The 20183-nt window shown below is 72.1% G+C and carries 18 protein-coding genes; 3 read left to right on the forward strand and 15 right to left on the reverse strand.

Features of this window, described 5'->3' with window-relative positions; translation table 11 throughout:
* Positions 1-32 precede the first annotated feature (32 nt).
* From ACPXCB_RS08860 to ACPXCB_RS08885, 6 genes are all read right to left on the reverse strand, one after another.
* Positions 33-1190, reverse strand: a complete 1158-nt coding sequence (locus tag ACPXCB_RS08860) for a hypothetical protein (protein ID WP_425873987.1) — start codon at positions 1188-1190, stop codon at positions 33-35.
* A 253-nt stretch (positions 1191-1443) separates the two neighbouring features.
* Positions 1444-2154, reverse strand: a complete 711-nt coding sequence (gene nfi / locus ACPXCB_RS08865) for a deoxyribonuclease V (protein ID WP_425873989.1) — start codon at positions 2152-2154, stop codon at positions 1444-1446.
* A gap of 26 nt (positions 2155-2180) precedes the next feature.
* A complete protein-coding gene (locus tag ACPXCB_RS08870; RefSeq protein WP_425873864.1) occupies positions 2181-2543 on the reverse strand; it encodes a hypothetical protein in 363 nt (120 codons plus the stop codon).
* A gap of 502 nt (positions 2544-3045) precedes the next feature.
* Positions 3046-6951 (reverse strand): toxin glutamine deamidase domain-containing protein, encoded by a 3906-nt coding sequence (locus tag ACPXCB_RS08875; RefSeq protein ID WP_425873866.1) that lies wholly within the window; start codon positions 6949-6951, stop codon positions 3046-3048.
* An 18-nt stretch (positions 6952-6969) separates the two neighbouring features.
* Positions 6970-7308, reverse strand: a complete 339-nt coding sequence (locus ACPXCB_RS08880; protein WP_425873868.1) for a hypothetical protein — start codon at positions 7306-7308, stop codon at positions 6970-6972.
* Positions 7308-7727: a YbaB/EbfC family nucleoid-associated protein gene (locus tag ACPXCB_RS08885; protein WP_311414202.1), complete on the reverse strand. Its 420-nt coding sequence runs from the start codon at positions 7725-7727 to the stop codon at positions 7308-7310. The genes ACPXCB_RS08880 and ACPXCB_RS08885 overlap by 1 nt, the downstream gene beginning before the upstream one ends.
* 74 nt (positions 7728-7801) lie before the next feature.
* On the opposite strand from ACPXCB_RS08885, the gene ACPXCB_RS08890 reads away from it, so the two are divergent.
* On the forward strand, positions 7802-9034 hold the full coding sequence (locus tag ACPXCB_RS08890; RefSeq protein ID WP_425873870.1) for an SUKH-3 domain-containing protein: 1233 nt from the start codon (positions 7802-7804) through the stop codon (positions 9032-9034).
* Between the two features lie 21 nt (positions 9035-9055).
* Here the strand turns inward: ACPXCB_RS08890 and ACPXCB_RS08895 are convergent, their stop codons facing one another.
* Positions 9056-10495, reverse strand: a complete 1440-nt coding sequence (locus ACPXCB_RS08895) for an aldehyde dehydrogenase family protein (RefSeq protein WP_425873872.1) — start codon at positions 10493-10495, stop codon at positions 9056-9058.
* Positions 10496-10682: 187 nt separating this feature from the next.
* Here ACPXCB_RS08895 and ACPXCB_RS08900 point away from each other — a divergent pair, with 187 nt between their 5' ends.
* On the forward strand, positions 10683-12617 hold the full coding sequence (locus ACPXCB_RS08900) for a proprotein convertase P-domain-containing protein (protein WP_425873874.1): 1935 nt from the start codon (positions 10683-10685) through the stop codon (positions 12615-12617).
* 50 nt (positions 12618-12667) lie between these two features.
* Here ACPXCB_RS08900 and ACPXCB_RS08905 read toward each other — a convergent pair whose 3' ends face one another.
* The 7 genes from ACPXCB_RS08905 to ACPXCB_RS08935 form a co-directional block, all read right to left on the reverse strand.
* Complete coding sequence (locus ACPXCB_RS08905) at positions 12668-13471, reverse strand: ABC transporter permease (protein ID WP_425873876.1); 804 nt, start codon at positions 13469-13471, stop codon at positions 12668-12670.
* A 55-nt stretch (positions 13472-13526) separates the two neighbouring features.
* A complete protein-coding gene (locus ACPXCB_RS08910; protein ID WP_425873878.1) occupies positions 13527-14441 on the reverse strand; it encodes an ABC transporter permease in 915 nt (304 codons plus the stop codon).
* On the reverse strand, positions 14438-15604 hold the full coding sequence (locus ACPXCB_RS08915; RefSeq protein ID WP_425873991.1) for an ABC transporter ATP-binding protein: 1167 nt from the start codon (positions 15602-15604) through the stop codon (positions 14438-14440). The genes ACPXCB_RS08910 and ACPXCB_RS08915 overlap by 4 nt, the downstream gene beginning before the upstream one ends.
* Before the next feature lie 5 nt (positions 15605-15609).
* The gene (locus ACPXCB_RS08920; RefSeq protein WP_425873880.1) at positions 15610-16794 is read right to left on the reverse strand and encodes an ABC transporter substrate-binding protein; all 1185 of its coding nucleotides are present in this window, start codon (positions 16792-16794) and stop codon (positions 15610-15612) included.
* A 288-nt stretch (positions 16795-17082) separates the two neighbouring features.
* Positions 17083-17283, reverse strand: coding sequence for a DUF397 domain-containing protein (locus ACPXCB_RS08925; protein ID WP_425873882.1), 201 nt, complete (start codon positions 17281-17283; stop codon positions 17083-17085).
* Positions 17274-18041 (reverse strand): helix-turn-helix domain-containing protein, encoded by a 768-nt coding sequence (locus ACPXCB_RS08930; RefSeq protein ID WP_425873993.1) that lies wholly within the window; start codon positions 18039-18041, stop codon positions 17274-17276. Before ACPXCB_RS08930 ends, ACPXCB_RS08925 begins: the two co-directional genes overlap by 10 nt.
* Positions 18042-18489: 448 nt before the next feature.
* The gene (locus tag ACPXCB_RS08935) at positions 18490-18858 is read right to left on the reverse strand and encodes a DUF3499 domain-containing protein (RefSeq protein WP_132233538.1); all 369 of its coding nucleotides are present in this window, start codon (positions 18856-18858) and stop codon (positions 18490-18492) included.
* A 198-nt stretch (positions 18859-19056) separates the two neighbouring features.
* Between ACPXCB_RS08935 and ACPXCB_RS08940 the strand changes: the two genes are divergently transcribed.
* A complete protein-coding gene (locus ACPXCB_RS08940; RefSeq protein WP_089001916.1) occupies positions 19057-19506 on the forward strand; it encodes a metallopeptidase family protein in 450 nt (149 codons plus the stop codon).
* Between the two features lie 35 nt (positions 19507-19541).
* On the opposite strand, the gene ACPXCB_RS08945 is transcribed toward ACPXCB_RS08940, so the two are convergent.
* A complete protein-coding gene (locus ACPXCB_RS08945) occupies positions 19542-19799 on the reverse strand; it encodes a WhiB family transcriptional regulator (RefSeq protein ID WP_088980572.1) in 258 nt (85 codons plus the stop codon).
* Between the last annotated feature and the right edge of the window lie 384 nt (positions 19800-20183).

Consider the following 20183-nt stretch of genomic DNA (forward strand, 5'->3'; position numbering starts at 1 on the left):
GAGCGTATCGGAGCGGCGGGGCGCGGCCCGGCTCAGCCAGGGAGCCGGGGCATGAACACCGTGTGGTCGCCACCGCCGGTCTCCGGCGGCGGGTCACCGGGCTTGCCCTGGGCGGGCGGCACGGGCGGCGGCGCCCCGTACTGCCCCGGCACCGGGGGCGCCGGCGGGGCCGACACGGGCGGGGAGGCGGGCGCGCCGGGCACCACCTGCGTGGCCTCCGGGGCCGGTGCCGGGCGGCCGCCGTACACGCCGCCGGCCGGCCGCGGGGCGGGCGCACCGCCGGCGGGGCGCGGGGCGGGTGCGCCGCCGTACAGGCCGGGGGCGGGCGGCTGCTGCCCGTACACCTGGCCGGGTTGGCCGGGGGCGGCGGCCGGGCCCTGCCCGGAGCGGTAGGTGGTGCCGCCGGGGTTGCGGGGCAGCGGGACGTGGCCCGGGTCGGCCGGCTCCTTGTCCGCCCGCGAGCGGCGGAACAGCAGGACGATGAGCAGGATCCCGACGGCGACCATGGCGATGCCGAAGAACATGACCACCGAGCCGCCGGAGGACTCCTCCTCGGCCGCGTTGCTGACGGCGCCAGCGCCCTGGCCGGCGGCCAGGCTCGGGTCCGCCGCCCCGGCTCGCACCTCGGTGGCGACCGCGCTCGGGGTGGGCGACGGCTTCTTCGAGGGCTTCGGCGTCGGCGAGGGCGTGGCCCGGTCGCCGACCACCCGGGACGCCACCGCGCCCCGGCCCAGGGCCCGTCCGAGCGCGTCGCTGGCCGCGCCGCTGACGGTCAGCCGGCCGCCCGGCACCTCCGCGGCGAACGCCACCCGGTAGCGCACCGTGATGCTCTTGCCCTTGCAGAGCCTCGGCTTCAGGGGCGAGGTGGCCGACGTGGCCGCGCTGCCACCGGCACCGGAGAGCGGCACCGGGAACCAGCGTCCGCCCACGTTGACCTGCGCGCTGACCTGGTCGGCGCGCAGGCCGGCCAGGCGCAACCCCAGTGCGGTACGCAGCAGCACGCAGCCGTCGCTGCGCTTGCGCACCTCGATCGAGACGCCCCCGGCGGAACCGCCGGCGGTGAAGCTGCCGGCCGAACGCACCCGGACCGAGTCGCCTGCGGCGAGCGCCGGCGTCGCGCCGAGCGCCACCAGGCCGCCCAGCAACGCGCAGACCGTCGCGAGCCGCGCCGCGTGCCGACGTACCGCCATGATCACCTCGCCGTTCCTCCCCCGACGGGGGTCCGCCGGTCAGGCTACTACCGGGCCCGGTCGGGGCCCGGTCATTGAGCGCTCCGGATGTGCGCCGTATTACCCCGCGACCGGGTCCGCGCACCTGGCCGGCGACGGGACGGTCACGCGTCCGTCGGGCCATGCCTGCCGAAACCGGCGGCGGCCCAGACGGCGCGGGCGGTCGCCTCGGGGGCGGTCTCAGGTCGTGCGGGCGGTCGCCTCGGCGGCGGCCTCAGGTCGTGCGGGCGGTCGCCTCGGCGGCGGCCAGGGCGTCGCGGCAGAGCCGGTCGGCGGTACGGGTGGTCTCCGGCAGCCGGTAGCGCGGCGTCAACGCCAGCACCCGCGCGGTCGCGTCGTCGAGGCTCATCCGGTGGCCGACGCTGACGAAGACCGGCTTCACGCCGTCCCGGGTACGCAGCACCCGACCCACGGTCTCGTCCCTGTCGCGCAACGGCGTCCACGCGCCCCGACGCCCCGCCGGCGGCGTCCACTCCCCGAGCAGGGGCGTCTTGCCCACCCCGATGGCGGGCAGGCCGGTCACCACGCCCAGGTGGCAGGCGAGCCCGAACCGGCGCGGGTGGGCCAGCCCGTGCCCGTCACAGACCAGCAGCTCGGGAAGCACGGTCAGCCGGTCGAGCGCGTCGAGCAGCGCGGGCAGCTCGCGGAAGGCGAAGAGCCCCGGGACGTACCCGAACGCGGGTCGGCCCACGCTCACCGCCGAGTCGACCACCGCGAGGGTCCGGGCGTCCAGCACGGTCACGGCCGCCGCGAGCAGGTCACCACTCTCGGCGTACGCCACGTCCAGGCCGGCCACCGTCGCGGGCTCGGCCGGACCGGGCCCGGCCAGGTCCACCAGCGGCCGCAACCGCTCCTGTACGGCCAGCGCCTCCGCCACGCTGCCCGGCCTGTCGACCCGGGGATCCGACGCCCCGGTCGTCTCCACCCGCGCGGCTCCGGGTTCGTCCGACGTCACGACGGCCCGTCGGTGCGCGACCTGTCGGCGCCCTGCCCGTCGGTACCCGGGGTCCCGGCGCCCTCCGGGCCGACCGTCTGCCGCTCGGCGCCCTGCTCGTGAGCGCCCCGCCCGTCGTCGTCCTCGCTGTCGTCGCCCTCGCTGTCGTCGTCCTCGCCGTCGGTGTCCCGGGTACTGCCGGCTCCCAGGGCGACGGCGAACGCCATCCCCATCGCGATGCCGACGCCCACACCGGCAGCTCCGTCCAGTGCGGCCAGGCCGATGACCAGACCGAGCATGAGGCCGACCGGCCACGCCCAGGCGTTGGACTGCCACCCACCAGGGACGGGCGACTTCTGCCCATTGTCTGATTCAGCCATTTCGCCATGGTATTCCGGCCTGCCAGTAGGTCTCCTGCCCCTCACGGCTCCGCCCGTTCCGTACGGTTTGCTTTGTTGAGTTCAGTGGTCGGCCCTGACGCTTCGGCGAGCACATTGCGCCAAGGCCATTTGCACACAAGCCCACAGCCTGCTGCCACTCAGCACTCGCGAGCGGCAGAGCAGGCTGGCAGCTCATGGACGCTTGATGATCGAAGATGGCGTCAGCCCTGTCGAGCGCAGTGCCGCCTGAACTCGCGCCAACACGCTCACCCTCTCGGCCTCCGGCAGTGGGGCCACACCTTCCACGTCAAGGCGCCACTCCAGCGAGTCGACGTCGCGCCATAATTCGACCCGGACCATCTGCCCCTGAACTTCCCACGCCGCTTCCCCGAACAGCTCATCCCAATCGTCCGCCAGCCGACCGAGTCGACTGAGGCCAAGCTCCGCCCGCAACCGTTCAAGAGCGTGGGCGTCAACCGCTCCGGCCAATCTCAACACCCAACTATCGGCCACGATTGTCCTCAATCATCCAGTCCTCCGGCTTGAAGTGGGACGATACACCGTCTGAAGATCGATCTGGCGGGCCCACCTTCGGAAATATCGCCGGGACCACGTCGCGCCCTAGAACTCCGCTACATCTATCCGCCCAGTCAAAGATGGCAGGAAAACACAGCCTTGCGACCTTCCTGGTTACGAATCCGAATCTTTTGTTCACCACGCGGAGGTCCGGAAACTCGCGCGCGCCGACCGCCACAGCTCTTTCAACCATCACGTCTGACGATATCTGCAAGTCCAAATCACTCGGCTCCTCCAATCCCAACTTGTGCATTGAGTCGAAGGGGCGACGCACCGGCAGCGCACCATCCCCTCGCCACGCCCTCATCCGCTCGACCGATTCTGGATACTCAGAAATCTGATCCTCTGCGGGAAGGGTCTTATGCGCCCCGGAGAAGAAGTTCGATGAGGAACCTTGAAGTCTGACATCGACCTGATCGCTGCGGATGCCATCTGCCTCGAGCGCGTCAAACAATGCTGCCGTCATCTGCTCGAAAGTCTCAGGTGTCAGGCCGAGTGGAGCACGTCGTTCCGCCCACGCAATTACCGCATCAGGCGTTATCCCCAGGAACTCACAGTCTCGACGTTGAATTCTGTAACCGGAGTCATCGGATGGCAGCAAAGCCTCAGCCCGTTTCCAGCCCGGCTCGGGCCCGTCCGCCTCATGAGTCGCCGGGCCCTCAGACAAACCCGCCTGATCCGCTCCCTGAGGAGCCGAGCCTGGTCCGTCCAGGAGATACATGCGGTTGAGGTGTAGTTCGCCGTATCCCTGGTCGGTGTCGGCGGGTGGGTAGTCCGGTAGGTCTGGTCGTTGGCTGAATCGTCCTCGTCGTAGTCCGCCCAGTGGCATGGGTCTGCCGTCGGAGCCGAGTATCAGGACTTCGGTGTCGACGGCGTTGTGGGGGTGCGCGGCGCCGTGGTGCCGGTACAGGGGTGTGGTCGACACGGCGCCGGTCTGTGGGTCGAGGTAGAGGATGGTGCCGTTCTGGTTGAGGGCGACCCAGATGTGGGCGCCGCCCTGTTCCCAGTTGTTGATGACGAAGGCGAAGCTGCCGTGGCCGCCGAGGCGTAGTTGGGCGTGGAGGTTGCGGTATCCGGTGTCGATCGCGTGTTGTCGTTGGGGGCCCTGGATGTCCTGGGTGGGCTGGCAGAGGCGTTGGAAGCGTCCTCCGGTGATGTCCTCCACCCGTCCGATGCCGTCTCGTTCGCCGTTGATGGGGCGTGTGACGTCGCCCGCCAGGTAGGCGTCGAAGGTGCGGGGGGCGGCCACCCGGGGGCGGCCGTGCATCCAGGTGTCGAACATCGACAGGGTGCAGTCGATGCAGTTGATGCCGCGGGTCGCGTCGGCCTGCGGTCCGCCGTCGTTGACCAGGCCGAACCAGCCGCCCTCTCGCGGGTCGGCGTTACGGCGGACGCTTCCGTCGGGTTCTCGGGGCACCTGCCGCTCGATGTCGGTCTGGTGCAGCGCCAGCGGCGGACGCAGACCGCCGGGCCGGCCGTAGTCGCGTGACCGGTCGATCGGCGGCGGATGGTCGTCGCCCGTCAACGCCGAACGGTCGACGGTCTCCACGGCACCGTACGCCAGGGTGCCGACGTCATCGTTGATCCGACGGAAGTCGGCGGGATCGACGACGCCCACGACAGACGGCACGATGTCGCCGGCCAGTACGGCTTCCGCGTGGTCCAGGTACTGCCCGTACGTCCGCATCTCGTCGTTGGCTGCCCACTGCCATCCGTCAGCCTGGCGGGCCTGGCCCGTTCGGTGCAGGTGGAAGGCGTGGGCGGCGAAGTCCCGCGCCCACTGGTGGTGCTCGTCGCCGCGGGCCCGGAGTCGCACGGCTTCATCAGAACGGCGCTTGTCCTCGAACCCCGCCCGCTGCGACTCGTAGTAGCCGCGGTAGCGGCGTCTCTCGAACGCGTCCCGGTCGAGGGCCCACTTGGCCGCGTACCACTCGGGGCTCCTGACCCGGGGACCCGCCGACCCCTCCTGGCCGACCGCTGCCGACGTGTCCCTGGGAACGGGCGGACTCTGCTCGGCTGCCGGTGCACCGGGCGACGGCAGCACCGTCGGTGGTGCCGGCTGTGCCGGCGCCGCCCCGGTAGCTCCTCGTGCGACGGCGGGCTCGGGACTGGCGACCGACGGAACGTGGGCCGCACCTGGGACGGACGCAGCCGTTCTCGGCTCGGGGAACGCAGGGGGCGGCCCGATCGTCGCGGTGCCCAGGCCTGCGCCGGGCCCGTTCACCGGAGCCGCTGTCGGCGCGAACGACGGGTTGGCAGCGCTCGCGGCGTTGACGGGAGCGGCGCCGCTCGCGGCGTTCCCGGAAATGGTCGTCTGGCTCTCCACGCCGGCCGGGATGCCCCCTGCGCCGAGGACGGGCGCTGCCGTCGTGACGGAGGAGAGCGTCGGGCTGAGTGCGGACTCCGGCAGCGCGGACGACGTGGCCGCGACGGTCGCGCCGGTCCGTTCGACTCCGGCAGCAGCCACGGGCGCGGTCGTGTCGCCCGCTCGGGCGGCGGTGTTCGTCGTGGGGCCGGTCGGCTCCGTCCGGGCCTCCGGCGATGGCCGGGCCGACGGTGCCGGCTCAGCACCGGTCACACCTCGTTGCCCCTCGCCCGGCCCGCTGGCCGATGCCGCTGATCCGTTGGTCGGAGACTCCGCTCCCGCGCCGGCCACGGCACCGGGCTGCCCCACCCCCGCGTCGGTCGCGGCAACAGGCTGCCCCGCCCCCGCCCCCGCGCCGGGCGTGGCGACGGATGGTCCGTCCGCTGCCGGCGCTTCGGGAGGCGGCGGGAGCCCGCCGGCTCCCGTCGACGTCAGCGGCATGCCGGCCAGGGCGCTGAGCTGGCCGTTGAGTCGTGCCTGCAACGCCGCGTCGGCCTGCGCGGTGGCGGAACCACGGGCACCCGACGCCGCCGCGCGGGCCGCGTCCTCCACCGAGGTCAGCCCCTGCCCGGTAGCCAGTCTCGCGGCCTGGTCAGCCATCACCTCGCCGGCCATCTCACGACCGAAGTGCTCCCCGACCCGGGCACCCCGGCCGGTGGCGTGCCGCCCCAGACCCGCCAACGGCGCCACCGCCCCGCCAGCCATACCACCGAGCGCCGTGGACCCCAACTCCGCCACGTCCAGCCCGTGCCGGCGACCCGTCGAATTCTGGTACGCCTGCGTGGCGAGGTTGATGCCGCCCTCCTCGGCCGCCTCCGACACACCACTCAACGCCACCCGACGGCTGAACCCCCGCACACCGCCCTTCGTGACCTCCTTCGCCGCCCGCTCACCGGCCTCCTTGAGCCCCTGCTTGAGCGACTTGCGCGCCAACTGCGCCAGCAGCCGCTTGAAGATCTGCTGCACGACCAACCTGGTGGCCGCGATCGCCGCCCCCGCCGCAGGCGAAGCCGCACCAGCCGTGAGCACCGTCGCCACCGCCAACGACAGCAACTCGACCACCAGAATGCCCAGCTCGATCCACACCTCGAGCTTCGCGCCCTCGATGTCGCAGCCGCACTCCTCCACCAGCCGACCCAGCTCGGTGCTGACAGCCAGCAGCACCGGCAGCGGCGCCTCGTCACCCTCCGCCACCCGACGCCAGGCGGTGTCGAAGGCCGCCGCGACCGCCCCCACGCCGCCGTACCCGCCACGCACCTCACCAGCGGCGGCAACAGCATCCGCACGCGGCCCCGCCAGGGCGGCGGCCACCCCGTACCACTGATCCGCCAACTCCCAGACCGCCCGCTCGTTGCCCTCCGGCCACTCCACACCGATCACCCAGTCAAGGGCCTCATAGACCCAACCGGGCAACTGCCACGGCGAGAAGTCCAGCGGGTGCGGGATGGGGCTCGGCAACACACTCATCCGGGTCTCCTCAACGGATCAGCGCTGCTGGTGCCGGTCGCCGACACGACCGAGCCGCCCCGCACTCGCCGCATCCGTCCGCACGTTGGCGTCCACCGACCGCACCACATCGGCGCCGAGACCCTCCAGGTGCCGGCCCACGCCGTCCCACGCGCGCAGGACCAGCTCCTCGAAGCCGCGGTACTTCTGCTCGAACGCGGCCCCGATGTCGTCCTTGCCCCACGGCGAGCGGTCGCTCGCCGCCGCGATGGCGCCGCCCACCTGGCGGCGGCGTGCCGTGACGGCCTCACCGGACAGTGAGAGGTCGCGGCCCCCGCGTCGGGCGCGCTGCGGGTCGAGCCAGAGCTGACCGTCCATCACTCGCCCCGGCGCAGCACGGCGTCGGCCCGGCCCAGCAACGAACCGAAGTCACCCGTACGCAGGAAGTCCGTCGCCCCGGAACCGGCGGGCAGGTAGCCGGCCACGAGTTCCTGGGTGGCCGCGACCGCCGCAGCGCCGGCCTGGTGGACGGTCGCGGTGATCTTCCGGCTCAACGCCTTCGCGTCCCGGTCGTGGAAGACGGAGGGGTGCAGCTCGACCGAGATCAGCTCGCCACGGGCACCGGCGGTGGCGGTCACCTGACCGTCCTCGGAGCGCTCGGTCACCCGTAGCTCGGCGAGCCGGCCCTGCAGCTCGTCCAGACCGGACCTCAGTCGCTGGTAGTCCCCGTACACCTCGTCGAACCGCGCCCGCAGCGCGCGATTGGCGTCCCGGTCCACACTCTCGGCCAACGCCACCCTCCCCCGGTTACCGTCGGTAGGGCGAACCATACCGGGCGCCACGAATCCGTGGGGTCCGGTACTTTCGAGCCGTGATCGATCGCCAGCAGGCCGAGCAACTCGCCGCCGTGTGGGCCCGCCGCGAGTCACAACGCCTGGGACACGACTGCCACCCCCACGTCGACGAGTTCGACCTCGGCTACGCCATCACCTCCACCGTGCCCATCGAGGCGAACACGATGCCCGGTGACCTACCCACCACCGTCGTCGACAAGGTCACCGGCGAGACGACCACCTGGCCACGCGTACCCACCGACGTGGTCGCACAGATGTACCGCCGCAGCCGCCCGCAAGGCCCCGACGCCCCCCGCACCGTCGATCCCGCCAGCCAACTGCTCCGCGAGATCCACCGCCTGCCGACCCCCAACACGGCGGCGCACCTGACGGTCGGGGGACGACTCTTCCGCGCGCAGGGCGCCAAGGGCGACGTCACCCTCAACCACCACCCGCTCGTGCGGTCCTACCTGGACGACCAACCCGCCGGACACCTCGTACGCGGCGGCGACCGGCACGCCGAGCTGATCGTCGTCTCCGACGTCCTGCACCACCACGACCACCGCCGCGCCGCCGAGGGCATCGCGCCGCTCGGCATGGCCGACGCGCAGGACATCCTGGAAACCGCCCGGTTCGAGGTCCACCGGGTGCGCGAGCCGGGCGATCCGAACGGCGGCCTCGCCGACCGCCCCTGCGACTCCTGCGTGGACACGCTTGTGGACTTCCACGTCATGCCCTGGTCCGACCGGGCCTTCACGATGCCGTGGCAACCGGACCCGCAGCCCGACCCGGTCCCGGGCCGGTTCCACCCGGACGTCGCGCAGGCACTCGTCGCGGCTGGCTGGCGGCCGCACTTCGGGGACGAGATCGTCGCCCTGTCCGCCATCAGGGACGTCGGTGCCGTCCGGGGTGAGACGTCCGCGCATCCCGACTTCCCCGCGGTCCTGTCGACACTCACCGCCTTCCCGAGCCTGGTGGGCGCCCGCCGCGGTCCCGGCGAACAGGTGTGGATCTCCCGATTCGACATCCGGCCACGACAGGTCGCGCACACCGCTGACACGCTGGCCGACTTCGCCGCCGTGCTCGGCGTACGGCTCTTCCCCATCGGCACCGAGCGGCAGGAGAGCATCCTCGCCGTCGACGAGCGGGGGCGGGTCTTCGCGCTGGACCAGGCCGGCGAGTGGTTCCTCGGCGAGGACATCGACGCCGCGCTGACCACCCTGCTGCTCGGCCGGGCGCCGGCCCGCGTCCGCGACGACGGCACCTGGTGAGCGGGCGGCGCCGGGTGGGCGCTACAACGACAGGCCGGTCAGCACCATGACCCGGGGATCCGTGTAGTCCTCCATGGCGCTGCGCAGGCCCTCCCGCCCGACGCCGCTGCCCTTCACCCCGCCGTACGGCATCTGGTCGGCCCGGTACGACGGCACGTCGCCGACGATCACCCCGCCCACCTCCAAGGCGCGGTGCGCCGCGAAGGCCGTGTCGAGGCGGTGGGTGAAGACCCCCGCCTGCAACCCGTACGCCGAGTCGTTGACGGCGGCGAACGCGGCCTGGTCGTGCGCGACGCGGGCGACCACCAGCACGGGCCCGAAGATCTCCTCGGCGCAGACCCTGGCGTCCGCCGGCACGCCGGAGAGCACGGTCGGCGGGTAGGTCGCGCCGTCGCGCCGGCCGCCGAGCTCGATGGTGGCGCCGGCGGTGACGGCCTCGTCCACCCACGCCTCGACCCGGCGGGCGGCGTCGGCGGAGATCAGCGGCCCGACGTCGGTGAGGGGGTCGGACGGGTCGCCGACACGCAGCTCCTGCACCGCCGCGACGAGGCGCGGCAGGAACGCGTCGTAGAGCCATTCGTGCACGTAGACCCGCTGCACGGCGATGCACGACTGGCCGGCCTGGTAGTTGGAGAACGTCGCGATGCGGTGCGCGGCGAAGGTCAGGTCCTCGTCGGTGTTCCAGTCCTCGCAGATCACGGCCGCGGCGTTGCCGCCCAGCTCCAGGGTGACGTGCTTCTCGGGCACCGAGCGGCGGATCGCCGCGCCGACCGGCCCGGAGCCGGTGAACGAGACCACCGGCAGCCGGGGGTCGGCGACCAGCTCGGCGGCGCGCTCGTTCGGTAGCGGCAGGACCGAGAACATCCCCTCCGGCAGGTCGGTCTCGGCGAGCAGCTCGCCCAGCAGCAGCGCCGACAGCGGGGTGGCGGGGGCGGGCTTGACGATGATCGGGGCGCCGACCGCGATGGCCGGGGCGACCTTGTGCGCGACGAGGTTCAGCGGGAAGTTGAACGGCGCGATGCCGAGCACCGGCCCCTTCGGCACCCGCCGGACCAGGGCGATCCGCCCGGTGGCGGCGGGGTCGGTGTCGAGGCGTTGCAGCTCGCCCGAGAAGCGCCGGGCCTCCTCGGCGGCCCAGCGGAAGGTCGAGACGGCCCGCCCGACCTCGGCGCGGGCCCACTTGAGCGGCTTGCCGTTCTCGGCGGTGATCAGCCGCGCGAACTCCTCGGCCCGCTCGGCGAGCCGCCGGGACACGTGGTCGAGGGCCGCCGCGCGGGCGTGCGCGGGCAGGGCCGCGGCCGCCGCGGCCACCCCGGCGGCTGCCGCGACGGCCGCTTCGACCTGGCCGGCGGTGGCGAGGGTGGTACGACCGACGGCGCGCCCGTCGTACGGGTGGTGGACGGTCAGCTCGCCCTCGCCGTGGGCGGGGCGGGAGGCGACGTGAAAGGCGACCGGGTCCACACGCAGCAGCGTAGACCTCCCGCGTGGCAGTGAGCCCGGCTGATCCCTTACCGCAGTCCGCCCTCCGAATACAAGGTCCCCGCACGTCTCCACATTTTGCCGCGCAGGCCCTACGCTCTTGCTCACTTTGATCAATTGCGATCGATGGCGGGAGCCGCCGTCGTGTAGCGAGAGGAACACCCGAGGGATGACACTCCCCTACCCCGCCGCGCGCCGCTGGCGCGTCGGTGTGTTGACCGCCGCCGTCGCCACCGCCGTGGCGTTCGGCGCCCCCGCGACGGCTGCCCCCGCCGAGGGACAGATCCTCATGGCCGGCGGCGCCACCGCCGTCGACGACTCGTACATCGTGGTGTTCAAGGACACCTCGGTGGGCCGGACCGACGTCACCAGGAAGGCGCGTGACCTCGCCGGCCGGCACCGTGGCGCGGTCAACCGGACGTACCAGAACGCGCTGCGCGGGTTCGAGGCCCGGATGTCCGAGGCGGAGGCCAAGCGGCTCGCCGCCGACCCCTCGGTGCGCTACGTCCAGCAGAACCACACCATGCGGATCAGCGGTACGCAGAGCCCCACCCCGTCCTGGGGCCTGGACCGGCTCGACCAGCGCGCACTGCCGCTGAACAACTCGTACACCTACCCGAACACCGGCTCGGGCGTGAAGGCGTACATCATCGACACCGGCATCCGGTTCGGCCACAGCGACTTCGGTGGTCGTGCCGTCACCGGCTTCGACTCCATCGACGGCGGCAGCGCGGACGACTGCAACGGGCACGGCACGCACGTGGCCGGCACGGTCGGCGGCACCGCCTACGGCGTGGCCAAGGGCGTCACGCTGGTCGGCGTCCGGGTGCTCGACTGCGAGGGCAGCGGCACCGACGCCGGCGTCATCCAGGGCGTCGACTGGGTGACCGGCGACCACGCCGCCGGTCAGCTCGCGGTGGCGAACATGAGCCTCGGCGGCGGCTTCAGCCAGGCCCTCAACGACGCGGTGGCCCGCTCCATCGCCGACGGCGTCACCTACGGCCTGGCGGCCGGCAACGACTACGGCGCGAACGCCTGCAACAGCTCGCCGGCCAGCCTCCTCGCCGGCATCACCGTCGGCTCGACCACCAACACCGACGCCCGTTCGTCGTTCTCCAACATCGGCACCTGCCTGGACATCTTCGCGCCCGGCAGCTCGATCACCTCGGCCTGGCACACCAGCAACACGGCCACGAACAGCATCAGCGGCACCTCGATGGCGACCCCGCACGTGGTCGGCGCCGCCGCGCTCGTGCTCGCCGCCAACCCGACGTTCACCCCGCAGCAGGTACGCGACAAGCTCGTCGCCGACGCCACCAGCAACGCGGTGACCAGCCCCGGCACCGGCTCCCCCAACAAGCTGCTGTACGTCGGCGACGGCGGCACCACGCCCCCGCCGCCCACCGGCTGCACCCAGACCAACGGCACCGACGTGACGATCAGCGACAACGCCACGGTGGAGAGCACCATCACCATCGCGGGCTGCACCGGCAACGCCGGCTCCGCCAGCACCGTCGCCGTGCAGATCGTGCACACCTACATCGGTGACCTCGCCGTCAGCCTCGTCGCTCCCGACGGCAGCGCCTACACCCTGCACAACCGCACCGGCGGCTCCGCCGACAACATCAACCAGACCTACACGGTCAACCTCTCCTCCGAGGTCGCCAACGGCACCTGGAAGCTGCGGGTCCAGGACGCGGGCGCCGGCGACACCGGCTACGTGAACAGCTGGACGCTCAACCTGGGCGGCTCCGGCACGACGAACTGCACCGGCACCAACGCCAACAACGTCACCGTCAACGACAACGCGACGGTCACCAGCAGCATCGCGATCGCCGGCTGCACCGGGACCGCCTCGTCCACCAGCAAGGTCGCCGTGCAGATCGTGCACACCTACGTCGGTGACCTCGTGGTCAGCCTGGTCGCCCCCGACGGCAGCGCCTACACCCTGCACAACCGCACCGGCGGCTCCGCCGACAACATCAACCAGACCTACACGGTCAACCTCTCCACGGAGACCCGTAACGGCACCTGGAACCTGCGCGTCCAGGACGCCGCCTCCGGCGACACCGGCTACATCGACGGCTGGACCCTGACCCTCTAGGGATTCGTCAGCTCAGGGCACGGCCGCACCGAAGGGCCCCTCGCCACCGCTCAAGGGCGGCGAGGGGCTCTTCTCGTTCGTAGGGTGGCGGGCAGCACCAGTAGGAGCGCGACCGCGAACATGGCGGTGCCGATGACGTTGACCTGCGGCGGGATGCCCCGCTGGGCAGCGCCCCAGACGTACATGGGGAACGTGACGGTGGTGCCGGCGTTGAAGTTCGTCACGATGAAGTCGTCGAAGGAGAGCGAGAACGCGAGCAGCGCGGCGGCCACGATGCCGGGCAGCGCCAGCGGCAGGGTGATCCGCCGGAAGGTCTGCCACTCGCTCGCGTAGAGGTCCATCGCGGCCTCCTCCAGCCGGGGGTCCATCCCGGCCAGCCGCGCCCTGACGGTGACCACCACGAACGACAGGCAGAACATGACGTGCGCGACGACGACGGTCCAGAAGCCCTGCGGCACCCCGGCGGAGACGAAGAGGGCCAGCAGCGAGGTGCCCATCACGAGTTCGGGGGTGGCCATCGGCAGGAAGATCAGCACGTCGATCGCGGAACGGCCACGGAACCGGTGCCGCGCCAGCGCGAACGCCATCAGGGTGCCGAGCACCGTGGCGACCACGGTCGCGATGAAGCCGATCTGGACGCTGCGCACCACCGCGTCGCACATGTCGGAGGTGGCGCACGGGTTGCGCCAGTTGTCGAGGGTGAACTCGTTGAAGTCGTACGACAGGCGGCTGGAGGGGCGGTTGAAGGAGAGCGCGGCGACCACGGCGATCGGCAGGAGGAGGTAGCCGAGCACCAGCAGCGCCACGCCCGCCACCCAACGATCGGCCAGCCAGCGGAAGATCCGCGCACTCACGGTGCCAACCTCTCGCTCGCGACTGCGGGGCTCCGCTGCGCTGCACTCCTCGCGCTCACAGGACCTCCTCCGGACCCGTCCGGCGCAGGTAGCCGAAGACCAGCGCGAGGATCGCCGCCATCAGCAGGAACGACAGCGCCGCGCCCTGCGGGTAGTCCAGCCGGACCAGGAACGCCGAGTCGATGACGTTGCCGATCATGTACTCGTTGGGGGTGCCGAGCAGTTCGGCGTTGATGTAGTCGCCGCTGGCCGGGATGAAGAACAGCAGCGTGCCGGCGACCAGGCCGGGCATGGACAGCGGCAGGGTGACCCGGCGGAAGGTCCGCAGCGGGCCGGCGTAGAGGTCGCCGGCCGCCTCCAGCAGCCGGGGGTCGAGCCGCTCCAGGCTCGCGTACAGCGGCAGCACCAGGAAGGGCAGGAAGTTGTACGTCAGGCCGAGCACCACCGCGCCAGGGGTGGCCAGCAGCCGACCGTCGGGGGCGAGCAGGTGCACGTCGCGCAGCAGCCCGACGAGCCAGCCGTTGTCCGACAGGATGGTCTTCCACGCCAACGTGCGCACCAGGAAGCTGGTGAACATCGGCGCGACCACGCAGACCAGCAGCAGGTTCTTCCACCGGCCGGCCTTGCGTGCGATGGCGTACGCGAGCGGGTAGCCGGCCAGCAGCGCCAGCACCAGCGCGGCGCCCGCGTAGCCGAAGGACCGCCCGAACTGCGGCCAGTACGCGGCGAGCGCGTCCGGGTAGTTGCCGAAGGCCCAGGTCATGACGTACCCGGTGGCGAGCGAGCCGGCGGGGTCGTAGAGGCTGGCGGCGGCGAGTTGGAGCAGCGGCACGGCGAAGAAGACGAGCAGCCACGCCGCCGCGGGCAGCAGCAGCAGGTACGGCAGGAGCCGGTGCCGCCCGGGCGGGCGGGGCGGTCCGGGTGCCGCAGGCTGGGCGGGATTGGTGTTCAGGCGCGCGGGGGCGCTCACGAGGGTGCGCCGACCGGCTCGTTCCGCGCCGGAGCGCTCCGGTCCTGCCCGCCGGCTTCCCGGGGCAGCAGGAAGGCGTGCCGTGGCTCCCAGTACGCCGCCGCCTCCGCGCCCACCGGCAGCGGACGGGTCGTGCCGCTGTTGGCCACGAACGCGGTCAGCTCGCCACCCCAGCCGGTGCGCAGCAGGTACTGGGTGCTCACCCCCACGTAGGAGGCGTCGGTGACGATCCCGGTGACGTGCTGGCATCCGGCGGGGACCTGGTCGACGGAGTCGACCAGGTGCAGCTTCTCCGGGCGTACGCCCAGGTGGACCGGCCCCCGGTCGACCCGGGCCCGGCCGGCGGGCACCGAGAAGCGACGGCCGTGCGCCGACACCGCCACCTCGTCCCCGGCCGCGCCGGCCGCCTCGCCGGCGAGCAGGTTGGACTGGCCGAGGAAGTTCGCCACGAACGCCGTGGCCGGGTACTCGTAGAGGTCGGCGGGGGCGCCGAGCTGCTCGATCCGCCCGGCGTTCAGCACCGCGACGGTGTCGGCCATCGTCATGGCCTCCTCCTGGTCGTGGGTGACGTGCACGAACGTGATGCCGACCTCGGTCTGGATCCGCTTGAGTTCGAGCTGCATCCGCCGGCGCAGCGTCAGGTCGAGCGCGCCGAGCGGCTCGTCCAGCAGCAGCACCTGCGGGCGGTTGACCAGGGCGCGGGCCAGCGCGACCCGCTGCTGCTGCCCGCCGGAGAGCTCGGCGGGCCGGCGGTGGCCGTGGTCGTCGAGCTGCACCAGCGCGAGCATGCCCATGACCTCGTCGTCGACGGAACGGATGCCCCGCCGGCGCAGGCCGAACGCCACGTTCTCGAAGACGTCCAGGTGCGGGAAGAGCGCGTAGCTCTGGAAGACGGTGTTCACCGGCCGCTTGTACGGGCGCAGCCGGGTGACGTCCCGTTCGCCCAGCAGCACCTGCCCGCCGGTCGGCTCCTCCAGCCCGGCGATCATCCGCAGCGTGGTGGTCTTGCCGCAGCCGGACGGGCCGAGCAGGGCGAAGAACGAGCCCTGCGGAACGGTCAGGCTGAGGTCGTCCACCGCGGTGACGTCGCCGAACCGCTTGGTGAGGTGCGCCAGCCGCAGGTCGCCGGCCGGGGTCCCGCGTCCCGCAGTCGTCGCACCCATCCCGCTCACGCCCCGATGACCCGCTGGAACCTGCTCTCGTACTCGCGTTCCTGCTTCTCGTCCAGCGCCATGAAGACCGCCGTTCTGGCGAGCATGGCGGCGTCGGGGAAGATGAGCGGGTGGGCGGCCAGCGCCGGGTCGATCTTCTCCATCTCGGCCTGCGCACCCTGGACGGGGCAGATGTAGTTGACGTACGCCGCGAGCCGGGCGGCGACCGCCGGCTGGTAGTAGTACTCGACGAGTTGCTCGGCGTTGCCCTTGTGGGTGGCCCTGTTCGGCACCAGCATGTTGTCTGACCAGAGCATCGCCCCGGACTCGGGCACCACGAATTTGATCTTGTCGTCTTCGAAGCCGAGCTGGATGGCGTCGCCGGACCAGCCGATGCAGGCCGCAATGTCGCCCTTGGCGAGTGCCGGCGCGTAGTCGTTGCCGGTGAACCGGCGGATCTGGCCCGAGTCGACGGCCTTCTTCAGCTTGGCGAGCGCGTCGTCGAACTGGGCGTCGCTGAAGTACGCCGGATCGTGGCCGTTCGACTGGAGCAGCAGGCCCATGGTGTCGCTCATCTCGGCCAGCGCGGTCACCCTGCCCCTGAGGTCGGGGCGGGTGAGCAGCTCGTCGACCGTACGGATCTCCTTGGTGACCCGGCCGTTGTAGGCGAGACCGGCCAGGCCGGACTGCCACGGGATGGCGAGGTGGTCCGCGGGGTCGAAGGACCGGTTGCGCAGCGAGGGCAGCAGGTTGGCCTGGACGTTGGGCAGCTTCGACTTGTCCATCTTCTGGATCCAGCCGAGCCGGATCATCCGCGCCGCCAGCCAGTCGCTGAGGACCATGATGTCCCGCCCGGTGGGCTGGCACCCCGCGAGCTGGTGCTGCACCTTGCCGAAGAACTCCCTGTTGTCGTTGATGTCCTCGGTGTAGGTGACCTGGATGCCACTCTTCGCGACGAACGCGTCCAGGGTGGGCCGCTTGGCGGCGTCGGCGTCGTCCACGTCCATGTACTGCGGCCAGTTGGAGAACGTCAGCGTCTTCTCGGTGCCGGACAGGTCCTCGCTGACGCAGCCGGCCTCCGTCTGGGTGGCGGCCCGGGTGCCGCAGCCGGCCAGGGAGCCGCCCGCCGCCAGCAGTGCCGCCGAGCCGAGGGTGCCGGTCAGCAGCCCACGCCGGGTGAGGGGCCGGAGGGGAGTGCGCATGTGACGACTCCTCGAGGTCATCGTCGGCGGGCAGGTGGGAGCGGCGCGCCGGCGGGACGTCAGGTGCGGTGAACGACAGATAGTGACATGGGCCGACGGCCACGACGGACGGCGGGTATCAGCGTGCGCGAAGGGCGATGACGCGACCACATCCTGCTCGACCGCGGGAGCGATGCGGATCGTCGCGGGAGCGATGCGGATCGTCGCGGTGACGGCCCTGTCCCGCCAGTGCGGCGTTCGTCTGCCGCACGCCGCGCGGGCAGGCGTACGCCTGGGGCACCGCCCCGATCAGCCGGCGTGCCCGTGACGGCCGGCCGACCCGACGAACGCCCGCCAGGCGTCCGGCGCGAAGGTGAGCACGCCCCCGGCGCGGTCCTTGCTGTCCCGCACGAGCACCCGACCGGGCAGGTTGTCGGCCACCTCGACGCAGTTTCCACCGTTGTTGCTGCTGCGGGTCGCGGTGCGCCAGCGGGCGTCGGTCATGTCCATGTCGTCGCCACTTTCCCGATCAGCTCGATCGACTGCCGTCGCGGCAGCGCCTCGCCCGCGACGCTCTCCCATCTCGCGCCCAGGCTAGCAACGTCGGCACTCTCGGTCACCACCTGACCGCGAAGCTGGTTGTCCACATAGGCCGTCTCGGCGCCGTCGGGCAGGCGGATGAGGGCGAACGGCCCGGCAAGCCCGGTGTGCCACGGCGTCTCGGCGGGGATCACCCGCACCTGCACGTGCTCCTGCGCGGCGGCCGCCAGCAGGTGGGCCAACTGCCCGCTCATCACCGCCCGGTCCCCCACCCGCCTGCGCAGCACCACCTCGTCGATGACGGCGACGAGCTGGGGCGGGGCGTCCCGGGCCAGGATCGCCTGCCGGGCCAGCCGGCCGCCCACGATCTCGTCCACCTCGGCCGCCGGGAGCAGGCCGCCGGTCGCCAGCACCGCGCGGGCGTACCCCTCGGTCTGGAGCAGGCCCGGCACCAGCGATGGTTCGTACGACCTGATCGAGACGGCGTCCTGTTCCAGCTCGGCCCACGGCCGGAACCACGGCAGGTCGCGGCGGCGGAACGGCTCGGGCCACAGCTCGGCGGCGTCGCGCCCGAGGACCTCGGCGACGGCGAGCCGGGTCCTGGGGTGCGGGATCCGCCCCGAGGCGAGCCACCGCCCCGCCGTCTTCGGGTCGACACCCACCTTCTCCGCCAGCGACTCGGCGGTCTCGCCCTTCTCGGCCATCGCCACCCGAAGTACCTCGTTCACCATCCGACCTCCTGCGCCCGCGATCACACTGGGGCGCACGGTAGCCACGCAGCGTGCCCTTGTCGTGGCGCTGCCGGCGTGTCGCGGCGGGATCTCTTTCGCGCACCCGAGGTGGCCGACGACCGCCCGGGAAAGGCCCTGGACATGCCCCTCCGCAGCGTCGGTCCAGGCACCAGACCGAGCGGGATCGCACCTCGGATGGGCCGCGTGCCGGCAGCGCCCGACCACCTCGCCTGCGCTGTCGAACTGATGTCGCGAACGACTCAGCCCTCAGCGGAGCGCCGCGATGTCGTAGACGATTCAGCTCGACAGTGCCCGGCGTGCCCCTCAGGCCCCGGGCAAACCGCTAGGTCCGCGGAGTTCCCTCCCCGGCGCCCACGGCTTCCGCCGCGATCTCCGGCTGCGGCCGGACGCATCGAGGCGGAGGAGGTGGGTGCCGAGCGGCGGGTCAGTGGTTCGGGGGGATGACGCGCAGGTGACCCCGGCGGCCCGTCTGGGGGGTCGAGTTGACGGTCTGGTCGTCCTCGGGCGGGCGCGGAGCCACCGGGCGGGCGGCCTCGCGGACGGCCTCGGCGAGGGCGACCAGATCGTCGGTGGTGGGCGGCGGGGGCTCGAACTCGCCCTCGTGCCGGACCACGTCCCAGCCGCGCGGCGCCGTCAGGCTCCGGGCGTGCGGTTCACAGAGGTCGTACGTGTGCGGCTCGGCGAACGCCGCCAGGGGGCCGACCACCGCTGTCGACTCGTTGTAGACATAGGTCAGCGTGGCGACCGCTTGCCGGGGGCAGCCGTTACGGGAGCAGCGCCGTGGTGACCTCACGGCGGCAGGGTATCTCCATTACCGGGTCCGGCGCACTGCTTCGCGTTGCGACACGCCCGTCACGGTGATCACAATTCGGCCGGTTGCGGGCCGGCGGGCCGCCGGGCGGGCGAGCGTCACCCCGCGAATGCCGACCGCGCCGCGCCGCGCCAGCAGCGCTGCCGCAGGCCAGGTCGGTGCGGGCGCTAACCTTTCCTCATGACGAGCCCGGAACACCGCCGCCCCGGCCCCGGCCGGCGCGCCCACCGCGACCGGCACGGGCGCGGCCTGCGCGGGCGGCTGGTGCCGGCGACGGTGCCGTTGGCGCGTACGAAGGCGGAGATCTTCGACGATCTGGTGCTGGACACGGTCGAGACCCTCGAACGGCGGTTCGCCAAGGAGTTGGCCGGGGTCGAGTTCGCTGTGGAGGACGTTCCGCCGGACCTCAACGTCTACGACTCCGATGTGCTGGAGGACGGCGAGGTGCCGCTCGCCCGGCTGCTGCCGGGTCGCCCCGGCCGGCAGGAGGTGCCCCCGCGGATCGTGCTCTACCGCCGGCCGTTGGAGTTCCGTGCGATGGATCGCGAGGACCTCGCGGATCTCGTGCACGACGTGATCATCGAACAGGTGGCCAATCTGCTCGGGGTGGACCCCGACGAGTTGGCCTGAGCCGGGCGGCCCCCACCGCCCCGGCCCGGCAAGGCTCAGGCGACCCGCCGCTTGAGCTTGCGCCGCTCCCGCTCCGAGAGCCCGCCCCAGATCCCGAACCGCTCATCGTGACCGAGAGCGTATTCGAGGCATTCCGTCTTCACCTCGCAGCGCGAGCAGATCCGCTTCGCCTCGCGGGTCGAGCCGCCCTTCTCGGGAAAGAACGCCTCCGGATCGGTCTGGGAGCAAAGCGCCCGCTCCTGCCACTCCGGCGCGTTTCCGAGCAGGTCGGCCACCTCAAGCTGGCCGTCCATCAGATGCCTCCTTGTCGCGCACCGGCGTCATCGCCGCTGCAACCCCCCACGCGGAAGGCGTGCTTGTCCGTACGGTCCCGATTTGTAGCGTTCCGTGCGAACAACCCCATTCAAATTACACGCGTGTAATGCGTGCGCCGTCAAGCTGAACTTGATAATGGAGTCGTCCTCCCGACAACACTCCGGACGGCCACCCGGCCACCCGGCCTCGCAACCTGCCCTATCGATTCAGACCCCGGCCGAGTAACGCCCTCTCCGGCGAGTTGCCCGAGTTTTCTCCCGTGGCGCTTCCCCGCCGACCCGACTGGGGAGGCCGATGAGGACGCCCAAAAGTCACCCACCACGATCCGTTGATCTTGGTGGGGCACAGGTTAACCCGAGTTG

Origin of the sequence: Micromonospora sp. DT62 (assembly GCF_049847285.1) — a bacterium.
GTDB lineage: Bacteria > Actinomycetota > Actinomycetes > Mycobacteriales > Micromonosporaceae > Micromonospora > Micromonospora reichwaldensis.

What these genes read in the sequence shown, in the direction of transcription:
- ACPXCB_RS08860 (WP_425873987.1), bottom strand. Translation starts at nt 1,190, where the DNA reads ATGGCGGTACGTCGGCACGCGGCGCGGCTCGCGACGGTCTGCGCGTTG.
- ACPXCB_RS08870 (WP_425873864.1), bottom strand. Translation starts at nt 2,543, where the DNA reads ATGGCTGAATCAGACAATGGGCAGAAGTCGCCCGTCCCTGGTGGGTGG.
- ACPXCB_RS08875 (WP_425873866.1), bottom strand. Translation starts at nt 6,951, where the DNA reads ATGAGTGTGTTGCCGAGCCCCATCCCGCACCCGCTGGACTTCTCGCCG.
- ACPXCB_RS08880 (WP_425873868.1), bottom strand. Translation starts at nt 7,308, where the DNA reads ATGGACGGTCAGCTCTGGCTCGACCCGCAGCGCGCCCGACGCGGGGGC.
- ACPXCB_RS08900 (WP_425873874.1), top strand. Translation starts at nt 10,683, where the DNA reads ATGACACTCCCCTACCCCGCCGCGCGCCGCTGGCGCGTCGGTGTGTTG.
- ACPXCB_RS08915 (WP_425873991.1), bottom strand. Translation starts at nt 15,604, where the DNA reads ATGGGTGCGACGACTGCGGGACGCGGGACCCCGGCCGGCGACCTGCGG.
- ACPXCB_RS08920 (WP_425873880.1), bottom strand. Translation starts at nt 16,794, where the DNA reads ATGCGCACTCCCCTCCGGCCCCTCACCCGGCGTGGGCTGCTGACCGGC.
- ACPXCB_RS08925 (WP_425873882.1), bottom strand. Translation starts at nt 17,283, where the DNA reads ATGGACATGACCGACGCCCGCTGGCGCACCGCGACCCGCAGCAGCAAC.
- ACPXCB_RS08940 (WP_089001916.1), top strand. Translation starts at nt 19,057, where the DNA reads ATGACGAGCCCGGAACACCGCCGCCCCGGCCCCGGCCGGCGCGCCCAC.
- ACPXCB_RS08945 (WP_088980572.1), bottom strand. Translation starts at nt 19,799, where the DNA reads ATGGACGGCCAGCTTGAGGTGGCCGACCTGCTCGGAAACGCGCCGGAG.